Origin of the sequence: Paenibacillus glucanolyticus (assembly GCF_037333485.1) — a bacterium.
In the GTDB taxonomy this organism is placed as follows: Bacteria; Bacillota; Bacilli; order Paenibacillales; family Paenibacillaceae; genus Paenibacillus_AQ; species Paenibacillus_AQ glucanolyticus.
Map to the genome: position 1 here is coordinate 4208748 of NZ_CP147845.1, position 24799 is coordinate 4233546.

The 24799-nt window shown below is 49.2% G+C and carries 26 protein-coding genes and 1 other annotated feature (1 of these 27 running past the window's edge); of the genes, 7 read left to right on the forward strand and 19 right to left on the reverse strand.

What is annotated here, in order from left to right; translation table 11 throughout:
- Positions 1-28: a binding site (T-box leader), on the forward strand (it extends 186 nt beyond the left edge of the window).
- Positions 29-111: 83 nt separating this feature from the next.
- The 7 genes from proB (at position 112) to WDY75_RS19675 (ending at position 6375) form a co-directional block, all read left to right on the forward strand.
- Positions 112-1215, forward strand: coding sequence for a glutamate 5-kinase (gene proB, locus WDY75_RS19645; protein ID WP_231888115.1), 1104 nt, complete (start codon positions 112-114; stop codon positions 1213-1215).
- Positions 1216-1257: 42 nt separating this feature from the next.
- Positions 1258-2505 carry a glutamate-5-semialdehyde dehydrogenase gene (locus WDY75_RS19650; protein WP_063479203.1) on the forward strand — a complete coding sequence of 416 codons (1248 nt, stop codon included), beginning with the start codon at positions 1258-1260 and terminating at the stop codon, positions 2503-2505.
- A 34-nt stretch (positions 2506-2539) separates the two neighbouring features.
- Complete coding sequence (proC, locus tag WDY75_RS19655; protein ID WP_006209546.1) at positions 2540-3409, forward strand: pyrroline-5-carboxylate reductase; 870 nt, start codon at positions 2540-2542, stop codon at positions 3407-3409.
- Positions 3406-4620: a 2,3-diketo-5-methylthiopentyl-1-phosphate enolase gene (locus WDY75_RS19660; protein ID WP_063479202.1), complete on the forward strand. Its 1215-nt coding sequence runs from the start codon at positions 3406-3408 to the stop codon at positions 4618-4620. Before proC ends, WDY75_RS19660 begins: the two co-directional genes overlap by 4 nt.
- Entirely contained in the window at positions 4617-5297 is a 681-nt protein-coding gene (locus WDY75_RS19665; protein WP_063479201.1) for a 2-hydroxy-3-keto-5-methylthiopentenyl-1-phosphate phosphatase, read from the forward strand. The genes WDY75_RS19660 and WDY75_RS19665 overlap by 4 nt, the downstream gene beginning before the upstream one ends.
- The gene (locus WDY75_RS19670) at positions 5298-5954 is read left to right on the forward strand and encodes a methylthioribulose 1-phosphate dehydratase (protein ID WP_063479200.1); all 657 of its coding nucleotides are present in this window, start codon (positions 5298-5300) and stop codon (positions 5952-5954) included.
- A gap of 127 nt (positions 5955-6081) precedes the next feature.
- Entirely contained in the window at positions 6082-6375 is a 294-nt protein-coding gene (locus tag WDY75_RS19675; RefSeq protein WP_036636917.1) for an SdpI family protein, read from the forward strand.
- 47 nt (positions 6376-6422) lie between these two features.
- Here the strand turns inward: WDY75_RS19675 and WDY75_RS19680 are convergent, their stop codons facing one another.
- The 19 genes from WDY75_RS19680 to dinG form a co-directional block, all read right to left on the reverse strand.
- Positions 6423-6563: a hypothetical protein gene (locus tag WDY75_RS19680; protein ID WP_164481448.1), complete on the reverse strand. Its 141-nt coding sequence runs from the start codon at positions 6561-6563 to the stop codon at positions 6423-6425.
- 92 nt (positions 6564-6655) lie between these two features.
- Positions 6656-7357 carry a hypothetical protein gene (locus WDY75_RS19685; RefSeq protein WP_063479199.1) on the reverse strand — a complete coding sequence of 234 codons (702 nt, stop codon included), beginning with the start codon at positions 7355-7357 and terminating at the stop codon, positions 6656-6658.
- The gene (locus WDY75_RS19690) at positions 7338-8438 is read right to left on the reverse strand and encodes a hypothetical protein (RefSeq protein ID WP_036636915.1); all 1101 of its coding nucleotides are present in this window, start codon (positions 8436-8438) and stop codon (positions 7338-7340) included. Before WDY75_RS19690 ends, WDY75_RS19685 begins: the two co-directional genes overlap by 20 nt.
- A 24-nt stretch (positions 8439-8462) precedes the next feature.
- Positions 8463-8921, reverse strand: coding sequence for a hypothetical protein (locus WDY75_RS19695; protein WP_063479198.1), 459 nt, complete (start codon positions 8919-8921; stop codon positions 8463-8465).
- On the reverse strand, positions 8918-9529 hold the full coding sequence (locus WDY75_RS19700; RefSeq protein WP_006209537.1) for an RNA polymerase sigma factor: 612 nt from the start codon (positions 9527-9529) through the stop codon (positions 8918-8920). The genes WDY75_RS19695 and WDY75_RS19700 overlap by 4 nt, the downstream gene beginning before the upstream one ends.
- A gap of 325 nt (positions 9530-9854) precedes the next feature.
- Positions 9855-10865: a phosphotransferase enzyme family protein gene (locus tag WDY75_RS19705; protein ID WP_063479197.1), complete on the reverse strand. Its 1011-nt coding sequence runs from the start codon at positions 10863-10865 to the stop codon at positions 9855-9857.
- 146 nt (positions 10866-11011) lie between these two features.
- Entirely contained in the window at positions 11012-11281 is a 270-nt protein-coding gene (locus WDY75_RS19710; protein WP_006209534.1) for a CD3324 family protein, read from the reverse strand.
- Positions 11282-11544: 263 nt separating this feature from the next.
- Positions 11545-11715: an HAD hydrolase-like protein gene (locus WDY75_RS19715; protein ID WP_231888043.1), complete on the reverse strand. Its 171-nt coding sequence runs from the start codon at positions 11713-11715 to the stop codon at positions 11545-11547.
- A gap of 82 nt (positions 11716-11797) precedes the next feature.
- Positions 11798-12487 (reverse strand): HAD family hydrolase, encoded by a 690-nt coding sequence (locus WDY75_RS19720; RefSeq protein ID WP_036636909.1) that lies wholly within the window; start codon positions 12485-12487, stop codon positions 11798-11800.
- A gap of 178 nt (positions 12488-12665) precedes the next feature.
- Entirely contained in the window at positions 12666-13412 is a 747-nt protein-coding gene (locus WDY75_RS19725) for a DnaD domain-containing protein (RefSeq protein WP_063479196.1), read from the reverse strand.
- Between the two features lie 18 nt (positions 13413-13430).
- Positions 13431-14726, reverse strand: coding sequence for an asparagine--tRNA ligase (asnS, locus tag WDY75_RS19730; RefSeq protein ID WP_006209529.1), 1296 nt, complete (start codon positions 14724-14726; stop codon positions 13431-13433).
- Positions 14727-14756: 30 nt separating this feature from the next.
- Positions 14757-15965, reverse strand: coding sequence for an acetate/propionate family kinase (locus tag WDY75_RS19735; RefSeq protein ID WP_063479195.1), 1209 nt, complete (start codon positions 15963-15965; stop codon positions 14757-14759).
- Positions 15962-16834: a 3-hydroxyacyl-CoA dehydrogenase family protein gene (locus tag WDY75_RS19740; RefSeq protein WP_006209527.1), complete on the reverse strand. Its 873-nt coding sequence runs from the start codon at positions 16832-16834 to the stop codon at positions 15962-15964. The genes WDY75_RS19735 and WDY75_RS19740 overlap by 4 nt, the downstream gene beginning before the upstream one ends.
- Before the next feature lie 133 nt (positions 16835-16967).
- Entirely contained in the window at positions 16968-18470 is a 1503-nt protein-coding gene (locus WDY75_RS19745; RefSeq protein ID WP_006209525.1) for an AAA family ATPase, read from the reverse strand.
- Positions 18463-18996: a hypothetical protein gene (locus WDY75_RS19750; protein WP_006209523.1), complete on the reverse strand. Its 534-nt coding sequence runs from the start codon at positions 18994-18996 to the stop codon at positions 18463-18465. Before WDY75_RS19750 ends, WDY75_RS19745 begins: the two co-directional genes overlap by 8 nt.
- Positions 18997-19262: 266 nt before the next feature.
- Positions 19263-19781: a DUF5590 domain-containing protein gene (locus WDY75_RS19755; RefSeq protein WP_006209522.1), complete on the reverse strand. Its 519-nt coding sequence runs from the start codon at positions 19779-19781 to the stop codon at positions 19263-19265.
- Between the two features lie 30 nt (positions 19782-19811).
- Complete coding sequence (locus WDY75_RS19760) at positions 19812-21113, reverse strand: amidohydrolase (RefSeq protein ID WP_063479194.1); 1302 nt, start codon at positions 21111-21113, stop codon at positions 19812-19814.
- Entirely contained in the window at positions 21088-21753 is a 666-nt protein-coding gene (locus WDY75_RS19765; protein ID WP_006209520.1) for a redox-sensing transcriptional repressor Rex, read from the reverse strand. The genes WDY75_RS19760 and WDY75_RS19765 overlap by 26 nt, the downstream gene beginning before the upstream one ends.
- Positions 21754-21816: 63 nt before the next feature.
- On the reverse strand, positions 21817-24702 hold the full coding sequence (dinG, locus tag WDY75_RS19770; RefSeq protein WP_036636899.1) for an ATP-dependent DNA helicase DinG: 2886 nt from the start codon (positions 24700-24702) through the stop codon (positions 21817-21819).
- Between the last annotated feature and the right edge of the window lie 97 nt (positions 24703-24799).

Consider the following 24799-nt stretch of genomic DNA (forward strand, 5'->3'; position numbering starts at 1 on the left):
CCGCGGAAGTTAAACTTTCGTCCTTTTTCATACAGGACGGAAGTTTTTTTATTATCCATTTTGGATTCAAGCAGCTGCAGCCACTATCATAAATACAAGGAAGTGATCACGATGCTCTCTCGCATCGTCGTAAAAATCGGAAGCAGTTCCCTTACAACAGATGAAGGTAGATTGAACCTGGACTCCATTGCTTTTTTTGCAGGCGAACTCTCTGCGCTGCGAAGTGCTGGTCATGAAGTTCTGCTCGTTACATCTGGAGCCGTAGCCGCCGGGTTCCGGGATATCGGTTATGAAACGAGGCCGCGGCAATTGCACGAGAAGCAAGCGGCAGCCGCTCTGGGTCAGGCACTGCTGATGCGGGCTTATCAGAATGCGCTGGCCGATCATCAGCTGAAAGCTGCGCAAATTCTGTTGACCAGAACGGACTTCGCGAACCGCAAACGCATGAATAATGCCAACATGACCATCACCGAGCTTTTGAAGCAGGGAGTCATTCCGATCATCAACGAGAACGACACCGTGTCGATTGACGAGCTGAAGTTTGGTGATAACGATACGTTATCCGCACTTGTAGCCAATCTTGTCCGGGCGCAGCAGCTTATCATTCTGACCGATACGGACGGATTATACACGGCAGATCCCCGTAAATCGCCGGATGCAACCAAATACGAGGAAATTCATGAAATTACCGAGGAGATTTACAGCATGGCTGGTGGAGCGGGCTCCAGCGTAGGCACAGGCGGCATGCGTTCCAAAATCGATGCGGCCAAAATCGCAACCCGCGGCGGCGTTCCCGTCTTCATCGGCAAAGCCAACGAAACCGGCGATCTGCTGAAGGCATTGGAGCATACAGGCAAGGGAACCTATTTTGCCACACATCTCTCATCTCTTCCCATGAAAAAACAGTGGCTCGGCTTTATGTCCTCGCCGCTAGGCCGGATTGTAGTCGATCCGGGTGCGGAGAAAGCGCTGATTCACGGGGGCAACAGCCTTCTGCCGGTTGGCGTGAAACGGATCGAGGGCAGTTTCCATGCCGGGGATGTTGTGGAGGTTGTGAACATTGGCAACGAGAGGCTCGGCAGGGGAATCGTGAATTATGATGAGGACCAGCTCCAGGCCGTGCTCGGTTTACCGAGCAGTCAAGTGATCGGAATCATCGGCGAAGTCCATCGCCTGGAGGTCATTCACCGCGACGAATGGATCACGCTAAAATAGTCAGCTCACCATCACTATATATGTCAATAAGGAGGAATCATCATGAGTGAGGTACAAAACAAGGCCCAGTTAGCCAAAAATGCCGCGCTCCGTATCGGCAGGCTGAACACGGAGGAGAAAAACCAGGCTCTGCTTATCATGGCAGACGCTTTGATCCGGCGTACGGCCGATATTATCGAAGCAAATGCGGAGGATCTTCGCCGCGGCAAGGAGCTCGGCACCTCTGCCTCCCTGCTGGACCGCTTGGCTCTGAATGAATCCCGCATTGAGGGGATTGCCGAAGGATTGCGCCAGATCGTCGAGCTGCCGGACCCGATCGGCGACACCTTGGAAAGCATTGACCGCCCGAACGGGCTGAGTATCGTGAAGAAACGTGTTCCGATCGGGGTCATAGGCATTATATATGAAGCACGTCCGAACGTGACGGTGGATGCAGCCGGGCTATGCTTGAAGACAGGCAATGCAGTCGTGCTGCGCGGCGGCTCGTCTGCGCTTTCCTCCAACCGCAAAATGATCGAGGTGCTTCATGAAGCCATGGAGCGCACGGCACTGCCTAAGGAAGCTCTTCAGCTTATCGAAGATCCGAACCGCTCCTCCGTGGATGAAATGCTGAAGCTGAACGGACTGCTGGATGTCATTATCCCGCGCGGCGGCAGCTCCCTGATCCAGAACGTTGTCATGAACGCCACGGTGCCGGTCATCGAAACCGGCGCCGGAATCTGCCATACCTACCTGGATGCCACAGCACAGCCGGACATGGCTGCTGCGATTAGTATCAATGCCAAGGTGCAGCGTCCTTCGGTCTGCAATTCCATGGAAACCTTGCTTGTCCATGCCGATTACGCCAAGCTGCACCTGACCGCCCTTGCGGAGGAGTTTCGGGAACGGAATGTCGAACTGCGTGGATGCCAGCGTACACAAGCCTTTGCGCCTTGGGCAGCCTTGGCTTCGTCCGAGGACTATGCAACGGAGTATAACGACTATATTTTGAACATCAAAATTGTGGACCATCTGAATGAGGCCATCGAGCACATCTCAAATTATGGTACGAAGCATTCAGAATGCATCGTTACGGAGAATGAAGATCATGCCAGTCGTTTCTTGCAGGAAATCGACGCAGCGGCTGTTTATCATAACGCATCGACCCGCTTCACCGATGGCTTTGAATTTGGCTTTGGCGCCGAGATCGGCATCAGCACCCAGAAGCTGCATGCCCGTGGACCTATGGGACTGCCCGCGCTTACTTCCTCCAAATATGTTATTATCGGTAGTGGTCAAATACGCGAATAAATCATTCAATTTATCCATGAAGGAGGAAACAACGATGTGCCAATCCCCACAGAACCGCCCTTTAATAGATAAAGCAATTACCTTTTACGGCGCAGGCTCGATGGCAGAAGCGATTGTACGAGGCTTAGTGAGCCGTTCCGTCGTGCTTCCCGAGAATATTACGATGTTGAATCGAAGCAACGCCCATCGTCTTCAGGAACTGAGCGAGCGTTACGGTGTCCAGATCAACAATGACGATGCCGCCAAAATCGAAATTCTCAAGACGTCCCCGGTAATCGTGCTGGCGATGAAACCGAAGGATGCAGCTAAAGCGCTGAAAGAGCTTGGTCCGAAGCTCTCCAGTGATCAATTGATCATCTCCGTGATTGCCGGGCTGTCCATCTACACCACGCAAACATTGCTTGGAAACCAACAGCCCATTGCAAGAACAATGCCGAATACTTCCGCCTCCATCGGACTCGGTTCCACAGGAATTGCGTTCTCGAAGGAAATCAGCGAAGAACAACGACAGCTCGTGCTTACCCTGTTCGAGGCTGTAGGGAATGTGACCGTTATTGAAGAAGAGAAGATGGATATCCTGACCGGTATTTCCGGTAGTGGTCCGGCTTATTTCTATTATATGATGGAAGCCATGACGGCAGCCGGCATTCGAGGCGGCCTGTCACCGGAGCAGAGCCGTGAATTGACACTGCAAACGATCCTGGGCGCCGCCCGGATGGTCCAACAGACCGGAGAGCAGCCGTCATCGCTGCGTGCGAAGATTACGTCACCGAACGGTTCCACGCAAGCCGCCTTGGAGACACTCGATCAAGGAGACTTTTTTGAAACCGTCATTGCCGCTGTAAACCGCTGCGCCGAGCGTTCCAAAGAAATGGGCGCCATGCTGAAGGAGCAAATCTCATGAGCCAATGCATCGCAACTTACCGTATCTACGACGATCAGGCGGATTTTCGTAAAAAAGCGACTTCCATTGCCGTTGGCATGACGGTTGGCAGCTGGACCGAACTGCCGCAGGCCAAGCGCGAAGCGATGCAGAAGCATCTGGGAGAAGTCGTCGATATTCAGGTTAACGAAGGCTGGGAGCCAGGCAGCCGCTATGCGGATGTTAGCATTGCGTATCCCGACATTAATTTTAGCCGCGATATTCCTGCCCTGCTCGTGACCGTGTTTGGCAAAATTTCCATGGACGGGCGCATCAAGCTGACCGCTCTGGACTTGTCTCCCGACTTCCTTAGCGCATTTCCGGGACCGAAGTTCGGCATCGACGGAATCCGCGATATTCTCGGTGTTCACGACCGTCCGCTGCTGATGAGCATTTTCAAATCGGTTATCGGGCTGAATGCGGACGAGCTTAGAGCCCAATTCATCCGTCAGGCACTCGGGGGCGTAGATCTGATCAAGGATGATGAAATCCTGTTTGAGAACGATCTGACCCCGATCGAACAACGCGTACGCATGTGCATTCAGGCCGCTGCTGATATCGAACAGCAGACAGGTAAAAAACTGCTGTACGCAGCCAATTTGACAGGCCGAACCTCGAAGCTGCGGGAGCAAGCACTACGCGCCATCGATGCCGGCGCAAATGCCCTGCTCTTCAATGTGCTGTCGTACGGATACGATGTTCTGCACGAGCTAAGCAGCGATCCGGATATCACGGTCCCCATCGCGGCGCATCCTGCCCTTGCCGGTGCGATTTACCCGTCTCCTTACTACGGGATAGCGGCTCCGGTACTGCTGGGTCAGCTGATGCGGATAGCGGGAGCAGATCTGGTGCTCTTCCCTTCTCCTTACGGATCCGTAACGATGCCAAGAGAAGAGAATCTGGCCATCCGCGACGAACTGCATAGTGCCAAACTCCGTGTGAAGCGCAGCATGCCCGTACCGTCTGCCGGAATTCATCCGGGACTTGTTCCGCGCATCATCCGGGACTTCGGCAACGATGTGGTTGTCAACGCTGGCGGCGGGATCCACGGCCATCCGATGGGAACCGAAGCGGGCGGCAAAGCCTTTGTACAAGCCATTGAGGCAACGATGAAATCCGTGCCGCTCGCCCACTATGCCGAAGAACACGAGGAACTGAAAGCCGCACTGGACATCTGGGGAGGAGAAGTATGACATCAGGAGAGAAACAGCCGATTATTTTTTGCGACTTTGACGGAACCATTACAAATAACGACAACATTGTAGCCATTATGAAGCATTTCAAGCCGGAAGGTTATGAAGCTGTCATGCAGGATACACTTGACCGTTCCATCTCCATTCGGGAAGGCGTGGGCCGCATGTTCGCCCTCTTCCCTTCCTCCATGAGAGACGAAATCACGGATTTCGTCCTTCAGCATGCAGGCATTCGCGAAGGATTCGGAGCATTCCTTGACTATTTGGAAGCCGAACAAATCGAGTTTTTTGTTACCAGCGGGGGGATCGATTTCTTTGTGGATCCGCTGCTGAAGCCTTTTGGCATCCCTGCCGACCATATATTCTGCAACGGTTCGAATTTCGAAGGGGATCGCATTGAAATTACCTGGCCCCATCCTTGCAAGGGATTTTGCCGCAACGACTGCGGCATGTGCAAGGTAACCGTAATGGAACGATTCCCTGCTGATCAGTATTACCGGATCCTGATCGGTGACAGCCTTACCGATTTCGAAGGCGCGAAGCAGGCCGATCTTGTCTATTCCCGTTCCACGCTCACCGAGCAGTGCAGGAAGCTGGGTGTGCATCATGTGCCGTTTGAGACATTTACCGATATCCAGGATGACATGAGAAACAAGTTTAAACAGGAGGTGCTGTAAATGGCATTTTCAGATATCCCGCTTGAACAGAAACAGGCGGCGCTGCATGATCTTAAAGAAATCAAGGCGCTGTTTGCTGCAAGAAGCTGGTTCCCCGGCACCAGCGGTAATCTTTCGGTACGCGTTGGCGAGTTTTCGCCAGAACAATTTTATTTTGCAGTAACCGCCAGCGGAAAGGACAAGTCCGTACATACGCCAGAGGATTATTTATTCGTGGATCAGGACGGTGCGCCAAGTGAGGCAACGGGTTTAAAACCTAGCGCGGAGACCTTGATCCACTGCGAGATTTATCGCAAGACCGGCTGCGGTGCCATTTTCCATGTGCACACCATCGATAACAATCTAATCAGTGACTGGTATGGTGAACAAGGTTATGTACCTGCTCAAGGAATCGAGCTGATCAAAGCCTTTAACATCTGGGATGAAGATGCAGCGATTCGCATTCCTGTCCTTCCGAACTATGCCGACATCCCGCGGATTGCCGAATTGGTTCCAGATGCGCTTGACCCTGCGGTACCCGGCGTTTTGCTGCGCAACCACGGCATTTATGCTTGGGGAAAAAATGCCTTCGAGGCGAAAAAACATCTGGAGGCGTTCGAGTTTATATTCGAATACTCGTATCGGCGTCTTCTTCTCAATGCTGCCAGTACTAAATAAATCAACCAAGTAACACCATTAGAACTTCAACAAGCCGGGATCAGCCGCTTTGACATGTGGCTTGCACCCTGTCTCGACCTGTTTGCAGGGTGCATCCGGCGCTATTTTTTCCGAGGAGCGTGTAGAGGTGCTTGAAAGTTTATCCATTGGCATTGTGTTTATTCTGTACGGGTTGGTCCTCTTTCTTCTTCCACCTAAAAGTTCCAAGAGTTTTTACGCTTATAAAACCACATCATCGCTTAAAAATGAACGGAACTTCAAAGCAGCCAATGCCTACGTCAGCCTGCTGCTGATGGTGTTCGGTGTCATCCTTCTGCTGATCGCCAGGCTTACAGGCCATTTCTTAACCACCGGTATCGCAACTTTCATCGTCTTTATCTTGATCTATATTCTGGTTGAACGAAAACTAAAAAACATCTAAAACGATCCAGATCGTTTTAGATGTTTTACTTTATGTCCTTATATGGATTATAGCCGATTCTGATCATGCTCCGTTAAAGAGAGGGCAGGTATAGGTACCTGCTCAGGCGTTGAATACGTATTCGCGATAAACAAACAGGTTACAACAAACAAAGCAATATACAACAGATAATACAAATTCTTAGCCACGATATCTCCCTCCACGCCTTTTTCAATTATATTAGATCTGCTATCCAGCATCATATTGACTTGTATGCACCGTCTATGTAATGTGCTTTGCCCTAGCTGCTTCGGTCCCTCACGACCACTTTGACCGAAGCCGGCACGGACACCGTCACATCGAACCACGAAGACGATCCCCTGAATGCATAACGGGGTGGATCGTTCAGCTGAACATACAGAATATTACCCGATTGTTTGATTTGAATGAGTGCAGGCAGCCCGGCTTGGCTCCAAATTTCAGAATCTTCCGTCCGCAGACTGCCAAAGATGAGCATCTCATCCGCACTGGAAACATCCTGCCTGATGTTGTGATTGTAACTGCCCTGAACAATGACTTTCTTAACCTCGTCCGGTATGGCCACCTTCTGGTCCGGTATCGGAATCGTTTGCTGTATAGCCATCGTTTCACGCCGAATCTGCTCCATCAACCCAGTTGCACTTAAAGCTGCCATACCAATGCAGCAGAAGGTTAGAAAACCAATAAGGAGAATGCTGAACATATCGTATCTAACCGTATCCTGCTTACGAAAGATTAACGTATACACGACGATTTCCGTGCCTAACAGGACAAATACGATGGGCCACCATCTAACAGCGGAACTGTACACCTCTACACCCTTCCAGGCTGATAACAAGACAAGCAAGCCGAGTATAAGCAGGGAAAGTCCCATGGAGAGTGTACCGACTCTCCACTGCCGGGCAAACTTCGATGGAGGGGCAGCCAAATCGTGAATAGATATATTATTCGTTGTCGGATTCATAATAGGAACGCTCTCCTCTCACAGGTCCTTTTTTCGAACCTGTCATCAGCTTGATTCCGCCCCCTATCAGGAGAACCGCTACGATTACCGTCTTCATCAAGTCGCGGAAGCGGGAATCCACATACGTCGCAAGATACGGCATAACAAAGCTGTTAAACACAAAATAAATCCCCAGAATCAGCAGTCCAAGCCCGAGCCAGCGCTGTTGATGTCCAAGCCCCGAGATGATCGGCCGATCCCGCAGCGGTTCCCTGCCATACCGGCTTACTTGCTGCAGGCCGTCAAAGAACGCATAGAACCAAATCAGCGGAATCAGAAACAGGAACACGGACAGCTTCAGCACATCCAATACATAAATGCTGCCCAGAAACAGAACCATGAGCTGAAGCCCGCGTTTTTGCAGACCCAGATACATTTGCCCGGCTCCAGGGAGCGCGGATAACAGGGTGGCAAACACCTTGCTGCGGCGCCCGCTCTCCCGGCCGCTCTCCAGTTCGTCAAATAGCGTACGGTCCTCCAGCAGCTCCCCGGCCTGTTTGCGGTGAACGAGCTGTACAACATCAAACATGCAGTAGAGCCATATAATGGGCAGCATCCCCAAAAACAGCAGGAATACGGATTCATGGGTCAGTCCTGTCAGAAACAGGAGGATCGTCCCAAGACCGAAAAATGCGATTAAAAACGACAGTCCGCGCTGCATCAAGCCCAGTTGAAAATGTCCCAGGCCCGGAATGAAGGATAATAAAATCGTGTAGAAGCGTTCCGACTCGTCGCTCTTATCCTGACGAATTTCCATGGGTCTGCCGTACTCGTCATGGATAATCGTGACGGGTGTGTACCTGATTAAGGCGACCAGCAGATCAAGCATGCTGATCCCCCAGATCATTAACGCCCCGAGAATCCCCAGGATCAATACCGAATCGGAGTGTGACATGATGCCGAGCAGAAATCCTCCAAACAAACTTCCGAAGAATAATAGTGGATACAGCAGGGCGCGTCCCTTCCTCCCCCAATAATAGTGACCGAGGCCCGGAAGGATATTTAATATGAAGGCGAACCCTTTATTTCGTTGCGGTTGCACTAGGCATCTTCCTTTCGTATTTTCTTATCTGGACAATAGCTGGTCCAGCCAGCCCGTTGTTTTATTCATCAATTGCTCGCTGTAAGAAGGAGTGTTCGATAAGGGAACTTCACCACTGATCTCGCCGGGAAGAAGACGGTCGAATGCTCCGGTAAAGAGGAACAGCATGGTAATGGACGCGGCGAAGGTATAGTGAACGATGGCGCGTTCGTACCAGCGCTTGGGACGTTCCTGAATCTGCGACGGTTCTTTGCGAATGTATGGCTTAACGTGCTCATGATCTACCACCTGATCCGCAAACCCTTCAGGATCTGCCAGATTGGGGAGTTCCGAATCAAGCTCTGCCAGCAATTGCATATATAACTCCAGCACACTGTCATCCGTTAACATGAGCTCTTCATAATACGTTCGTTCTTCAAGTGAACCTTCCCCTCGAATATAGCGTTCAGTCAGCTGTTTAAGCCTGTTGTCCTTAACGTTCATTTCCATTCCTCCTCCTTCCAGGATTTCCGAATCCATTGTCTGGCCCGGTACAGCTTCGACTCCACGGTCTTCACCGTAACGTTCAGCTCGGTCGCAATCTGTTCATAATTTTTCTCATCCAAATAAAAGGCCGTTATAATTTCTCGGTGATTGTCCGGCAGTTGTTCGATCTTCTCTCGAAGCTCTTCTCTTCGCTCCTTATGTATGAGCAGAGAGACCACATCTTCGTCCCGGGAAGGGAGTTTATCCAGCACTTCATCATGTTCACCGGGCAGCTGCTCCGGTGGTTTACGGGAAAGCTTCCTCTTCATATCAATCGCTTTATTTAGCGTGATGCGCGTAATCCAGGTTTTAAACCCTTCAGATCGGTACTGGGGGAGAGCTTTATATACTTGAATAAACACTTCCTGCGACGCATCCTCCGCTTCCTTGGCATCCCGCAAAACCGAGTACGCCGTATGGAACACGTGCTGACTGTAATGGTTCACCAGTTCCCGAAAGGCTTCTTGCTCACCCTGCAGGATGCGCGTGATTAACGTTTCCGCATCAATAGCTCTCCCCTCCTTCCCAAATACAATAGACGTCAGCTTTGGCGGCTGCCCCTGCACTTTTTCAAAAAAATATTTATATCATCAAAAAACGAAGTCCAAATGGCTAAAGCTGGTCCGCTTAGTCTTCCCAAATTCTCCAAACAAAAAAGAACGCCCATCGACGCCCTTTTTTAGAATTGATGATATAGACCGCAACCAGAATGTACAACTTCAAGTTACAGGATCATGCCGCTAAGCACAAAATAAAACGTTCATAACAACGTGCATGACCGTTACGGGGATCATTCCCTGTGAACGGGTAAACACGCCACCCATCATAAAGGCCACGCTATGATTTTATCATACGCCTCTATCATGATGGGATCAACTGGACATTGATTGATTAGTCCACCGGCTGAACCACATTCAGCAAAAATGAACTCCCGTTCAAAAAAGCATGAATATAGGCTAAAGCATAGATCTGCTCACCCTTCAAGCCATCCGTCTCCCTTGGATTGGAGGCGTGATGGCTATAATTCTCCATCATAATCATAATGAAAAAACATTCCAAAGTCCGAATGAAATCTGACTCCAGCTTCCGCACGCTCTTATAACCTTCAATCACCTTATATCGCTGCTTCGGAACTAGTGACAGCATAACCGCCGCCAGATCATAAAGAAAATAACCGAAGCCACATCTGCCAAAATCAATCGGTTGTGGACACTGTCCTGCAAACACGATATTCCCCAAATGTAAATCGGCATGAATGAGACCATAACTTCCATCATGAGCGGTCATAGCGTTAAGCTCTGATAAAACCTTCTCAGCGGCACGCTGATACAGTGCCCAAGAAACTTCTGACATAAAGGTTTCTGCGTATCGCTCCAGCTTGGCAACAGCTGTTCTATAGCTGTCTATCCCCCATGTGGGCCTAGTAAAAGCAGAAGGCCAATCAAAACCGATGGCTGCTTCGTGTAGTCCCGCAATCATGGCCCCAACCTGAAAAGCTTGAACCTCTGTAAGTTTATCGATGACATGCTCACCATCCATCCACCTCATGATAGTGACATAGGGAGATCGGAATCCTCGGTCCGTGTCGATCTTCATCACTCTTAACCCATTGGAAGCGACTACACCTGTCGGTACTGTGATTCCTGTTGCAATAAGGACATCCAGAAATTGAAGTTCCGATTCGATTTCATTCCTGCTCCATCGGTCTGAATGAATCCGCAACAAATATGTTTCTTCCAAGTTAGTCCGGATTTGATATGTAATGGTATCCGATAGGCCGATAAATCTAATGCCAACCCATTGCAAGTTATAGGACTGAAGTGCAGACATGGCAACCTTCTCAGCTCTTGCAAGCAGTCTACCCCGCTGCTCTTCGTTTTCAAATCGAAAAAAATCATCCACGGTCTCACCTCTCCTTGATTCGTTACAACGTTCCTGACTTATTATACTGGCGCAGTCCTGCCAAGCCTATATAACAAATGGATTGAAAAGATTTTTATTGGCATAGCAAAAAGCCACATCAGAATCGAGTCCAATGTGACTTGTCATTACTTGTTTTTGGTATATACGATTTTTTTGATCGAATCGCAGGATAGACAAAATTGAGAAGAAAGCTCATCGATCGTGGTACCCGAAGCAAACTTTTGCCGGATTTCCAGGTTTCTCGTTTTCAGATATACCCGGCTGCCGGAATTTTCTCCCCATTTCTTGCGCAATCCTTCAGGTTTCGGGATGTACACCATCCCGCCCTGTACATATTTCTGAACTTCCTTTAGCAATTCTTCTGGAAGTATAATATCCGCGTTTATATATTTCATGGTAAGCTCTGCTCCTTAAAATTAAAATAAAGGTTTTAAGGATGCAAAGTCCATTAGATAAACGGCCTCTCTACACGAGGTAATCAGGCGGCAACTTTCTTATCGCTCCATGCAAACAACCGCCGTTGTTCATCAAATAGACTTTGCATAGAGCTCATCTGCAATCTTCCCTTCATAATCATGCCCCTCCCTTCAAAATAATGACATTCCGACTGGTTATGACCATTATAACCGATCATACGCCGAAATCGAAATGAAGTTGTTCAAACCACTATACGTGTAAAAGATTGCATCAGCTCTTTCACCGTTTTGACATAATGGGTTGGCTGGCATGCCGTCAGCTTGTCCTCTGATCCATATCCATAACCAACAGCCATACTGTGTACCCCGCAGTTAAAGGCACCAGTCAGATCATGCTTCCGGTCTCCAATCATCACGGCGTCCGAGGTTTGGATATGGCATGTATCCAGAACGTACTGGATAACCTCGGTTCTGTCGGATCGGGTTCCGTCAAGCTCAAGTCAAATCCTTGATCTGCAGAAGATCACTGATGATATAAGAAGGACGATGATGATCATGCAAAACTTTGCCTCGACGATTATAATAGCAAAAATCAATGCCGGCACGCACAGCTCCTTCATAATCATCCGTGAGTGAATCCCCTATGTACAATACCTCACTCGGACTTAACGCCAATTCCCTCAAGGCCATCTCAAAAATCAACGGATCCGGCTTCCAGCACTTCACCTCGTCCGAGATGATAAAGGAGTCAAAATAATGAAACAAGCCCCCTGTCGTAAGACGCTGGCGCTGTGCTTCACCTATGCCATTGGAAATCACTCCAAGCGCAAATTTTCCATGCAGATGCTCCAGAATCAAATCGGCGTTAGGCTCCTTATGATCAGAACCGCAAAAGAATCCCCAGTATGTTTCCGAGATCTCCCTGAACTGATTGAAATCCCGCTTCAAACCCAGAAAGGTGTCCGTGAACGAATGCTCCAGCACCTGTCTGATGTCGTGATTATTCCGGGTGCGGTTCATCCAGTATTGGAAGTTAATCGGACCAAAGACACTCCAGAACTCATCCCAAGTCAGATCCTCATGCAGTCGGTAATGTTCAAGCGCTTGCTGCATACACGTCTGCTCGCTCTGATTGTAATCCAGCAGCGTGTTATCCAGATCAAAAATAATGGCTTTATATTTCATGTCTCTCTCTCCTCACATCCGGTTGCAGTAAATAGATGAATTCGCTGATGCAGGAATATTCTCCTGCTTCTGATAGCTCCTGTCTGCACATCCCATTTTCAACTATATAAAAAAACAGCCATCAATCCAATCAAATAGCGGATAACAAAAAAAGCACGTCCATATGGACGTGCTTCATCTATCTTCCGATATTCCTGAATTTCTGCGTATAAGCTTTGGCATCCTGCGCGGTGCGTACACGATTGCGGCTCCATTCGAGCAAGATACGGTCGATATAGCGGAAATGAAGCTTGCCCGCAAATACCGCTTCCTTCAGAGCTAACAATATCAACTCGTCCGGATATCGGTCCGCATCGACCCAACCGGAGATGGTCTCCAGCTCCATGGGCGATAAGGGACGGCCGAACTCTTTTTCGAATATCGAGAACAAATTTCGTTCTTCCTTCTCAGGCGTTGACTTCTCCGAGTCCGTTCCTTTGCCCGAAACCGGACGGGCATTTAATAGCGGGGACGCAAACGTGGTTCCATCAGCGCTCATCTCCTTGCCCTCTTCAGCCAGGCAAGAAGCGAGCCTCTCATACAATCCATTCAGATTGTAGCGCTCATAATGAATCCCCTGTGTCTCGTCCACATACTCATCAATGCCGAGCAGCCCTTCCTTCATCAAGCGCTGCAGGCTTGTGGCGATGAAAGAAGCCGGAGCTCCCGTTACGTCCGAAAGCTCCTCCAGCGAAGGAAACGTCTTGAACTCCACCTGCTGATATCCGATCAGATGTATGAGAAGCATTGCTTCACGGTCGCTTAAACCGATGGAACGATAATACCGAAGCAACGCGTAAGGGATAAGGGTCATCCCTTGGCTCATGCCGGCAGCTGCGCCCGCTGTCCACCCTTTCACGCCGGTGTCAGCGTTGCCGTGGTCCATAGACTCACCTCTCACAGCTTACGGATACAACCGGTACAAGGTCCGTGGGAACGGAATAGTCTCACGTACATGATCCAAACCGCAAATCCAGGCAACGGTACGCTCCAGACCTAAGCCAAAACCGGAATGAGGGACTGTACCGTATTTACGCAGATCCATGTACCATTGATACGTTTCCATCGACAGCTCATGCTCCTTGAAGCGCTCTTCAAGCAGCTGCGGATCGTCTATCCGCTGCGAGCCGCCGATAATCTCGCCATAGCCTTCCGGTGCGATCATATCCGCACACAGCACCACTTCAGGACGATTCGGATCCGGCTTCATGTAGAATGCTTTGATCCCTGCCGGATAGTGTGTTATAAAGACCGGCTTATCATATTTCTCCGCGATAGCCGTTTCGTGTGGTGCTCCGAAGTCCTCACCCCAAGGGATATCGAAACCTTGCGTATGCAGGAATTCAATTGCCTCGTCGTACGTAATTCGAGGGAATGGTGCCTGTATCGCCTCAAGCTTGGAAATGTCGCGACCGATTGCCTCAAGCTCCTGACGGCAGTTCTTAACTACGGATTGCACCACATAACTAATGAACTGCTCTTGTACCTGAAGGCTCTCCTCATGGTCTGTGAAGGCCATCTCAGGCTCAATCATCCAGAACTCAATCAGGTGACGACGGGTTTTGGATTTCTCGGCACGGAACGTAGGACCGAAGGAGTATACCTTACCGAGTGCCATAGCAGCGGCCTCCATGTACAGCTGTCCGCTTTGCGTCAAATAAGCATCCTCTTCAAAATACTTCGTATGGAACAGGTTTGTTGTCCCCTCCGCCGAAGTTGGTGTCAAAATCGGAGGATCCACAAGGGTAAATCCGTTCGTGTCAAAATATGCTTGAACCGCACGGATGATTTCGGCGCGGATCACCATAATTGCCCGTTGTTTCTGTGTGCGAAGCCACAGATGACGATGGTCCATCAAATAATCGACACCATGCTCTTTAGGGGTAATCGGATAGTTTTCCGTAAGATGAATAATTTCAATGCCGGTAACCGTCATCTCGTAACCCGACTGACTGCGCGGCTCTTCACGTATCACACCCGTCACATACAAAGAGCTCTCTTGTGTCAGGCTTTTCGCGTCATCCCATACCTGCTCGGATACTTCGCTCTTCACAACAACACCCTGGATATATCCCGATCCATCGCGAAGCTGCAGGAACTGAATCTTCCCGCTGGAACGCTTGTTGTTAATCCAGGCGCCGATCGTGACGGTCTCACCGACATGCTGGTTGACGTTACGAATCACACTTTTGGTGGCCATGCTTAAATCTCTCCCTTATATCACTACTATTTAACGGTTAGAAGCTTGTACGATACGATGCGTATCCCGAGCAATAACCAATTCCTCGTTGGTAGGAACCACGAGAACCACTACCTTGGAATTCGCCGTTGAAATACGACGCGGCTCGCCGGAACGAATGCTGTTCAGCTCCTCATCCAATTCTACTCCGAGATAGGTAAGCTGCTCAAGCACTCTTTGACGAAGAACGATCGAATTCTCGCCAACTCCCGCGGTAAACACGATAACGTCCACACCGTTCATTGCCGCAGCATAAGAGCCGATGTATTTACGAACACGATATTCATACATATCAAAAGCCAATGTCGAATTCGGATCGCCCTTCTCCATGCCTTCCGTGATCTCGCGCATATCGCTGCTGATTCCGGAAATCGCCAGCAGTCCGCTGTGCTTGTTCAGCATCGAGTTTACTTCATTGACCGTCAATTCTTCCTTGTTCATGACAAACGGAACGATTGCAGGGTCCAAATCACCGCTGCGGGTACCCATCATCAGACCTTCCAGCGGGGTCATGCCCATGGAGGTATCGATAGATTTTCCGCCTTGAACAGCTGTCAGGGAAGCGCCGTTGCCGATATGACAGGTAATGATCTTCAAATCCTCGAGCGGGCGGTCCAGGAACTCTGCTGCTGCCTGGCTGACATAAGCATGGGATGTTCCGTGCGCACCGTAACGACGTACTTTGTATTTATTATAAAGAACTCTCGGAATAGCGTATAGATACGATTTTTCCGGCATGGTTTGGTGGAATGCCGTATCAAATACAACCACCTGCGGCACGCCCGGCATATTCGTTTCTGCAGCCTTAATTCCCATCATGGACGCCGGATTATGAAGCGGAGCCAAGTCAAACAAACGGCGAATCTCGGCTTTTGCATCGCTATCTACAAGCGCGGACGCTTTGAAAGATTCACCGCCATGGACCACGCGGTGACCGACAGCCTGAATGTTCTCGATGGAGTCAATAACACCATGTTCTTCATTAGTCAGCATGCCAAGCACCTTGCGGATGGCCGTTGTATGCTCCAGAATTTCGCTAACCTCGGTTACGTCCTGTTTTCCGGTCGGCTTATGGGTCAAAATGGAGGAATCCATACCGATCCGCTCAACGAGCCCTTTGGCCAGTACGGATTCATCTGTCATGTTGTACAATTGATACTTCAGTGAAGAGCTGCCTGCGTTGATTACGAGAATATTCATACCCGGTCACCATCCTTGTCGTACTTGAAAAAGCCTTCTCCGGTTTTGACGCCCAGTTGTCCTGCGCGAACCATTTTCTTCAAGACAATCGATGGACGGTATTTCAGCTCGCCATACTCGCGGAACATCCGCTCCAGCGCCGCAAGAATGGAATCGAGACCAAAGCGGTCTGCCATCTCCAGCGGCCCGTGCTGGAAGTTATAACCGATTCTCATCGCATCGTCGATATCTTCTGCCGAAGCCACACCTTCTTGAAGCAGATGCATCGCTTCATTGATGAGGAGCGTGATCATGCGTGTTGTAACGAAGCCTGGGGATTCATAAACCATGATGCCTTTTTTATCGGACACTTCCTCGACAAAGCGTTTCGTTTCCGTGAACGTATGATCGGAAGTTTTCAGACCGCGGATAATTTCAACCAGATCTACCTTGGAAACAGGATGTATGAAGTGCATGCCAATAACACGCTCAGGATATTTGGTAGAGCTGGCGAGCTCCGTCAAACTAAGCGTGGATGTATTACTTGCTAATATCACATGGCTGGGACATACTTGATCCAGCTGTGTAAACACTTCTTTTTTCGCTTCCAAGTCCTCTATAATGGTCTCAATCACCATATCGCAGGTGCTAAGCTCGGCAAAATGAGTTACTTTTTGAATCCGGTTCAGTATCAGTTTCTTCTCTGCTTGGGTAATTCCCCACTTCTCCAGCTGTTTATCTAGACTGGTCTCAATCATTCGGTATGAATAGTCCAGTTTCTCTGGAGTTTTCTCTACGAGCAGTACGTCAAGACCCTTTGCAGCCAGCATCTCCGCAATGCCCTGCCCCATAGTCCCGCCGCCTACAACGCCGATTTTTTTGAAGTACATGGTTTCTACTCCACCCTTTCCTTATCTCTATACTTTATTGTACCCCATTTGTCGAAAAATACAGTTTAGAGCACAAAGTATAATAATATCTTAGCACGACAAAAAAGTAAAAAAAAATAACCAGCATAACAATTTATGCTGGTAAAAGCGCGTTTTCACGAAATTGACAACGAAATTGTTCTCCCGAGAGGATTTCTTCCTTCAACAGGATGTCAAGAGAATTGTCGAATATTGGCCGATTCTGTTCCAAGAGGCTTTTCGTTCGGTTCATTAACTCTTCCAGAATCATATTATTCTCTTTCATTAACTCTTCCGTAGTTACCATATTCATATTGATGATGCCGAGCGCCGTCAGTCCTGACTTCATCATCGTCTCTACGATGTTAAGCGATTGCTCAAAGTCATTGCTGGAGCCCGTGCTTCGGCCCCCGTAATAAATCTCCTCGGCGGCGGCACCGCCAAGCGCTATCATAATCTGCTCTTCCAGGAACGCCTTGGTATACAGGTATTGTTCCTGTTGCGGATTATGCCTAACATAACCAAGTGCTTTACCACGCGGACTCAATGCTACTTGCTTGACACTGCCGGGACGCACAAGCTCTGCCATAATAGCATGTCCCAATTCATGGATGGCAACGCGCTTCTTCTCTTCGAAATTCGATTCTCGGTCCGAGCGTTCACCCATCATCACTTTGTCAATCGCCATGGATAAATGGCGCTGATGGATAAACTGCTCATTCTCACGCATCGTATAGATTGCAGCTTCATTCATGACACTCTCCAGCTGTGCGCCGGAAAAGCCATAGGCTTCCTCCGCGATTTTGTCCAAGTCGACATCCTCATGCAGCGGCTTGTTACCCGCATGGAGATTCAAGATATGTGTACGCCCCTTCTTATCGGGCAGATCCACCTGAATATGGCGGTCAAATCGTCCTGGACGCAGCAGTGCACTATCCAGCATTTCTTTGCGGTTCGTAGCAGCTATAACCAGTATACGCGGAGTATCCTGAGAATAAATGCCGTCCATTTCAGTTAACAGTTGATTCAGTGTCTGGTCATATTCACGCTGCTGGCCGCCTTCACGCTTGCCGCCAATCACATCAATCTCATCTATGAAAATGATCGCATTTTGTTTGTTTTCTTTTGCAGCGCGGCTTCTGGCATCCTTAAACAGATCCCGGACACGACCGGCACCAACCCCGACATACATTTCAACAAACTCACTGCCGGATGCAGCAACAAAGATAGAATCCGTATAATGGGCAGCGGCTTTGGCCATCAGGGTCTTCCCTGTTCCCGGAGGCCCGGTAAGAAGAATGCCCTTCAACGGACGAATGCCAAATTTCTTGATATCTTCATGACGAATGAGAAAATCCAGAGCCTCGCGGAGTTCTTGCTTGGCATTATCCTGCCCGCCGATTTCTTCGAACGTCAGTTTGGCCGGTCCGCTCTTCTTTCGCTTGCGTTCATTACCAGCCCCCACCGCGATGCCGCCCTTCATCTTTGCAATAAACAGCAGCGTACCCACGAGTGCCGCAGCAATAAACAGAGGCACAACGTTGACGCCTACAAACACGAGGAATACCAACAAAACCGGGATAAAACCCAGCATGATCTCTTTAGCCAGTTTAGGCATGGTTCCAAACCCCCATTTTACCCGGTTGACGCGGCAAGATAATAAATTTACCAGACTTCCCATCCGACAAGCTGACATAAACATTGGTGTCATCAATGGTTGCTTTCGCTTTTAAGTTTGTGGACTCGCCAGCCAATTGCTCAAGCGAAGATTGGATATCGGTGTACTGCTTGTTGTCCATCGCTTCTGCAACGGATAACATCGCCTGCTCCCACCATTGGTCCAGCGCTTCCGAGGAATGCTCCTCCACCTGGATTTTCAGCTCACGCTGCCCAATTACAGATTTGCCTTCTTGCTTTATATGCTGCACAAGCCCCTGCAAATTCGTTTCCGGAGCCAGATCAAGTTTCAAAGTAACCGTATCCTGTTTAATATCTATATGAGAACTCTTCACACCATCATACTGCGAAACAACATTTGCTAGCGGGTTATGCTGTGCCATCTGCCGATACAGAAACCATCCACCAAAGAGGACCGATGCTGAGATCACGACAGTCAGCACGATAGGTACAATGCGTAGTTTCATGAAGTTCCTCCTTAAAATCTTATATAGTTTTTGTCTATCATTTTCTTTGTATATAATGACATGTAATAACGATATAATACGATGCATGTAGTTTGTATGCTTAATTTGTACAAATATGAGTATATCACATTTTATATACTTTTTCATGCGTATCTGTGAAAATATTTAGAACAGTTTTTCCATTTTATTTATTGTAAACGTTGTCAATTGATGTGAAAAAAAGAGGCATCCCGAAATTGATAGGGATGTCTCTCTTTACTTTTCTACTATTGATTTGGAAGAATAATGTCATTGCCGATCGGATTTCCATCTTGGAAACGATAGAATCGATAGCCCCGCTGACCATTGCTTTCGTACTGGAGCTGCCATACAAACTCATTTTCATACATACCCGGCAGCAATCTCTTAATGGTTGCTCCTGGCAAATCATTGTGAATCTGATCCAGTATCTGTGCTTCTGACATTCCGGAACTCAATAAGACTGACTGCACCGCATCGGCACCATCAACCGGTACATTATCATCGGTGAATTTCACCCAGACCATTCGGTCCTGATTGTCTTTATCCTTGCCGCTGACAACCCAGTAATTGTTGTCCTCGCCCCACACCGATTTATAGGTCTTTCCTGTCGAAACCAAACCGCCATGCTGTTTGGAAGCGTTGATTGCCATTCTCTCTTCATTCCAAGTGTCCTTCATGACATGCGAATAGTAGAGCTGCAGACCTAGCAGCAAGAGCAGCACTCCGGATACACTTAGCAATATCCACTTCGTTTTTTTCTTCAATCCGTCTTCCTCGCTCCCCTTGATTATTCCCTAGAGGGTTGTAAGACGCTCAAATGCAGACTGGGCTTCCCGGCGAATACGTTCCTCGTCGAGGGTAAGGCTGGCGCCATTTTTCACTACCTGCTTGCCGTCAACCCATACATGCTCTACATCCTTTGCACTGGCTGAATAGATCGCATGGGACACATAATCGGTTCGAGGAAGGAAGTGCGCCTGATCTGTATTCAACGCGATCATATCCGCCTTCATGCCGACGGCAAGTGTGCCTATATCTTCAATGAAAGCCGATTTGGCTCCATTCTCCGTACCCATCCGCAGTGCTTCGGCTGCTGGAATGGCCGTAGGATCACCGCTTACCCCTTTATGGATCAATGCAGCCAGACGCATCTCTTCAAACATATCCAGATTGTTATTGCTCGCTGGTCCGTCGGTACCCAGGGACACGGTAACGCCGGCTTTCAGGAGTGCAGGCACGCGCGCTATACCACTGGCAAGCTTCAGATTACTGCCTGGATTATGAGAGACCGCGACTTGATATTTAGCCAAAATCTCGATCTCTTCATCAGTCAAATGGACGGCGTGCGCCAGAAGTGTAGGACGAGAGAACATGCCCAGCTTCTCCAGATGCGCAACGGGACGGAGTCCGTAGTCATTCACATTCTGGGCCACTTCCGTGTCCGTTTCCGACATATGTGTATGCAGCGGCAGATTCAAATCATGGGATGCTTGGACGAATTTTTCAATTAGATCCGGTGGACACGTATACGGTGCATGCGGCGAGAGCATCGTTGTGATTCTGCCATCGGCTTTGCCGTGCCAGTCCTTCGCAAATGCAACCGCCTCATCCAGTTTTTGCTGCTGAACCTCAGGCGGACATAATCCGATAACGCCACGGGTCAGGACACCGCGCATTCCTGAATCCTCTACCACTTTAGCAACCTGGTCCATGTGATCATACATATCCACAAAAGTTGTGGTTCCGCCCTTGATCATCTCCAGCACGGAAAGAGAGGCTCCCCAGTAAACATCATCGGCCGTGAATTTGGCTTCCATCGGCCACATTTTTTCCTGCAGCCATACTTGCAGCGCCAAATCGTCTCCATAACCGCGGAGCAGTGACATGGCAGCATGTCCATGGGTATTTACCAAACCAGGCAGGAACAACAGATGTGTGCCGTCGATAATCTCGGTTCCTTCCTCTACCGGCGGCTGTTCCTCACCAAGATAGGTAATGCGGTCATTCTCAACAACCATGTATCCACGAAGAACGGATCTTCCATCCTCAAGCACAGCAAAAGTACCGTTCTTAACCATCCACTTCGTTGTCGTCATGTGAAGCTTCCTCCTTACCGTTGTCCAAATAATAAGCCAAGCTCTGCAAATCGGTTGTAAAATCGGCCGTATGAATACGGATATGAGGTGGAGCTTTCAGGATGGTTGGCGCAAAATTCAGAATCGCTTCGATGCCTGCTGCAATAAGCTGATTAGCTACGTTTTGCGCCTCAAAATCCGGAACGGTAATAATCCCGATACGAATGCCGTATTCATGTACGGTTTTCTCAAGCTCTTCCATCGGCTGAACCGTCAAGTTGTTGATTTTCATACCAACTTTGGGGGAATATGAATCGAAAATAGCCACAATCTTCATATTATCCTTCAGGAATGCATTGTAATTGGATAATGCATGTCCAAGATTACCGGCTCCAACCAATGCTACATTAATCTTCTGGTCCAGCTTCAGAATCTGGCGAATCTTCTCAATCAAATAGGAAACATCATATCCGATCCCTTTCCGTCCAAAATCACCGAAATACGCCAGGTCCTTACGAATTTGAGCAGGATTCAGATCCAGTTTCTGCCCCAGCTCCTGGGATGAAACAGTTGAGACCTCCCGCTTCTGAAGCTCATTCAAATAGCGCAAATATACAGGTAATCTGCGGACCACGGCTTCCGAAATTTTTTCCGATTTCATGCATGCTCCCCCTAGTAAAGGTTAATAACTACATCTCTTGCATTTTCATTCTTCGTTTAGCTATCATTCATCGGATTGGTTATCTGCCCCAACCTCGACCTCTTCCTGAAGCCATTCCGAGATGCGTGGAACAATTCCCTCTGTCGGCATATGCTCCATCTTAGGTCCTGGCAAGGAATATAAGAAATATTTCCCGTAATAGGATTCAATCACCCGGGTATCGTATACAATCACGATCCCTTTATCCTGTGCCGTCCGGACCAGGCGGCCAAACCCTTGCTTGAACCGAATAACCGCTTGCGGAACGGAAAGCTTCATGAAGGGGTTCTTTTTCTGCTGCTGCAGCAGTTCACTCTTGGCTTCCACCAGCGGATGATTCGGCGGCTGGAAAGGCAGCCGTACAATAGCAAGACAGGTCAACGCCTCGCCCGGAATGTCGACCCCTTCCCAGAAGGAGCTGGTGCCAAGGAGCACCGATGCGCTGCTCTCCTGGAAGCGTCGAATCAACTTGGTTCGACTGGTCCCGTCCATTCCTTGCCCCAGCACCGCAATGTCGCTTAATGCCAATGCTTCCTTCAGTGGCTCATGCACCTGACGCAGCATCCGGTAAGAGGTGAACAGAACGAGCATCCTTCCATGGGTAGCGATCGCCGTTTCGGCCAGTGACTGCACAAGTGTGTTCACAAAGAGGGCATCCCCGACCGATCCCTTCACGCTCGGAAAATCACGCGGAACGACAAGCAGCGCTTGTTCTCTGTAATTAAACGGAGACGGCAGCTGAACCGTGTTCAGATTACCGGCGTCAGCCGCTTCCTGAAGACCCAGATTCTCGATCATGAACTGGAACGATTTATCCACCGACAAGGTAGCCGATGTCAGAATGACGCTTTGTTTTTTATCAAAAAACAATTCCTTTAAATGAGTGCTTACATCAACAGGCACTGCATAGAGCTGCAGCGATTTACTGCGGAAATTGCCATTAGCCTCCATCCAGTATACCGTACCCTCATCATTAAGAGCCATGAAGGAGCGCAAGTCCTCACGGTGAGCGGCCAGGTCTTTAAACAGTCCGGACAGATCCGTAAGCAAGCTGTCTGCACTGTAATCATCCAGATCTTCCTTCATTTCAGCAATCAGCTTGTCACCCTTGCGCACAACGTCACCCAGGGTCACATGAATCTGATGCTCCAGCTCCGCCAGCGATTGCCAATCCTTCGGTTTCTTGAGAGGCGATAACCGAAGTGAGAATTGGCCCGCGTCTCCTGGAGATGCATCCCCGCGTTCCGGCAGCAGTGCAAACAGCTGATCGCTAAGACGATCCCAATTTTCTTTGGCCGTGATGAGATCTGGATACATACGGTCAATGACAGAAGACCATTCTACGGCCTTCTCATGCGGTGAAGCCTGAAGCAGCTGGCGAAGCGCGGGAAGCTGTCCGCTGCGGCTGTCCTTGTACATCCGGGTCAACGTATGCACAACCGTAAAATATTTCATTTGCAAGCCAAGGTGCTTGCCCGCAACGTCCTCAAGATGATGTGCTTCGTCAATGACGAGGCGTTCATAACTCGGCAGCAGCTGATGATTGGCTTTAACGTCAGTGAACAGCTTCGAATGGTTCGTAATGACCACGTCGGCAACGCTCGCTTCATGTTTGGCCCTGTGGTAGTAGCATTTGCGGAACCATGGGCAGGCACGTCCAAGACAGGAATCCGAATCGCTGGAGATCGTCTCCCAGAAATCTCCGCCACGGCCGCCGAGGTTCAGCTCTTCATCGTCGCCGTTTTCTGTCTGTGTCAGCCAGACCAGCATCTGTGCTGCAATGATCACATCTTCCTTCGGCGAATGAAAATCTCTTCTATTTATTTTATGTTCAAATTTTCTCAAACACAAATAATGTCCTCTCCCCTTAAAAATAGCTGCTTTAAAGGGAAAAGGAACAACCTGAGTGAGCAGCGGTATATCCCGGTCACGCAGCTGTTCTTGAAGATTGATTGTATGCGTGCTGACCATGACCTTCTGTTCCTGCTTCACACTTTGATAGATCGAAGGCAGCAAATAGCCGAGGGACTTCCCTGTTCCCGTGCCTGCTTCAATCAACAGATGTTTATTATCATCCAGTGCCTGCATCACTTCTTGGAACATCATATCCTGAGCGTCTCTGCTCTCGTAATGAGGCAGCGTTTCCTTCAGACGGTCCCGGACATCGCTCATGTACTGTTCGAAGCTCACATCAGCCAGTGGGTTCGGCTCCGATTCGTCCCTTGCGGGTGCAATATCGTTCCAATCATCAACAGCCAGCGCAAACTGGCGATAATACGTATGGGTATCTCCGCCCTGTACAGCTTGGAATTCCCGTTCCGCCCGGATTCCGTCAAAGAACCAGGCCAAATCGCTATCCTCATCAGCAAAAAGATCACTTAACCGTTGAATGGTCAAGAGCGGAAGCTCATCGATCTCCTCCAGACATTTCAGCAGCGCATAGGCCGTTGCAAGTGCATCGCTGTCCGCTTGATGCGGACGGTCATGCTCCAGGCCGAAATGGGAAGACACCATTCCAAGCTGATATGAAGAAAGCGAAGGGAAGCATATTTTCAAGAAGTGCATCGTATCTAGAATCCGACCGCTGAACGGTAAATAGCCACAGCGATCGAGTGCATTTTGCAAAAAATTAAAATCAAAAGCTACGTTATGCCCAACCAATACCACATCGTCGAGCATGGGCACAAGTTCCATCATCATTTCCTCTAGGGATGGAGCGTCCGCTACATCGCTGTCAGAAATACCGGTCAAACCGGTGATAAACGGAGGGATTGGAATCCCGGGATTGACATAAGTGCCGTACACGCGGGATATACTTCGATCCTCTTCGATGATGGCCAGTCCGACCTGAATAATCTCATCTGCAGACTGGTTGCCCGTGGTTTCAAAATCCAATACGGCAAATTTCATTCGACTAAATCCCTTTCCTCCAGACTAATTAACAGCATACCAGAAGTTGCGGGTTTTGAACATTCCGGGTAAAAAATCCCCTCACCCTCCCCTTCCT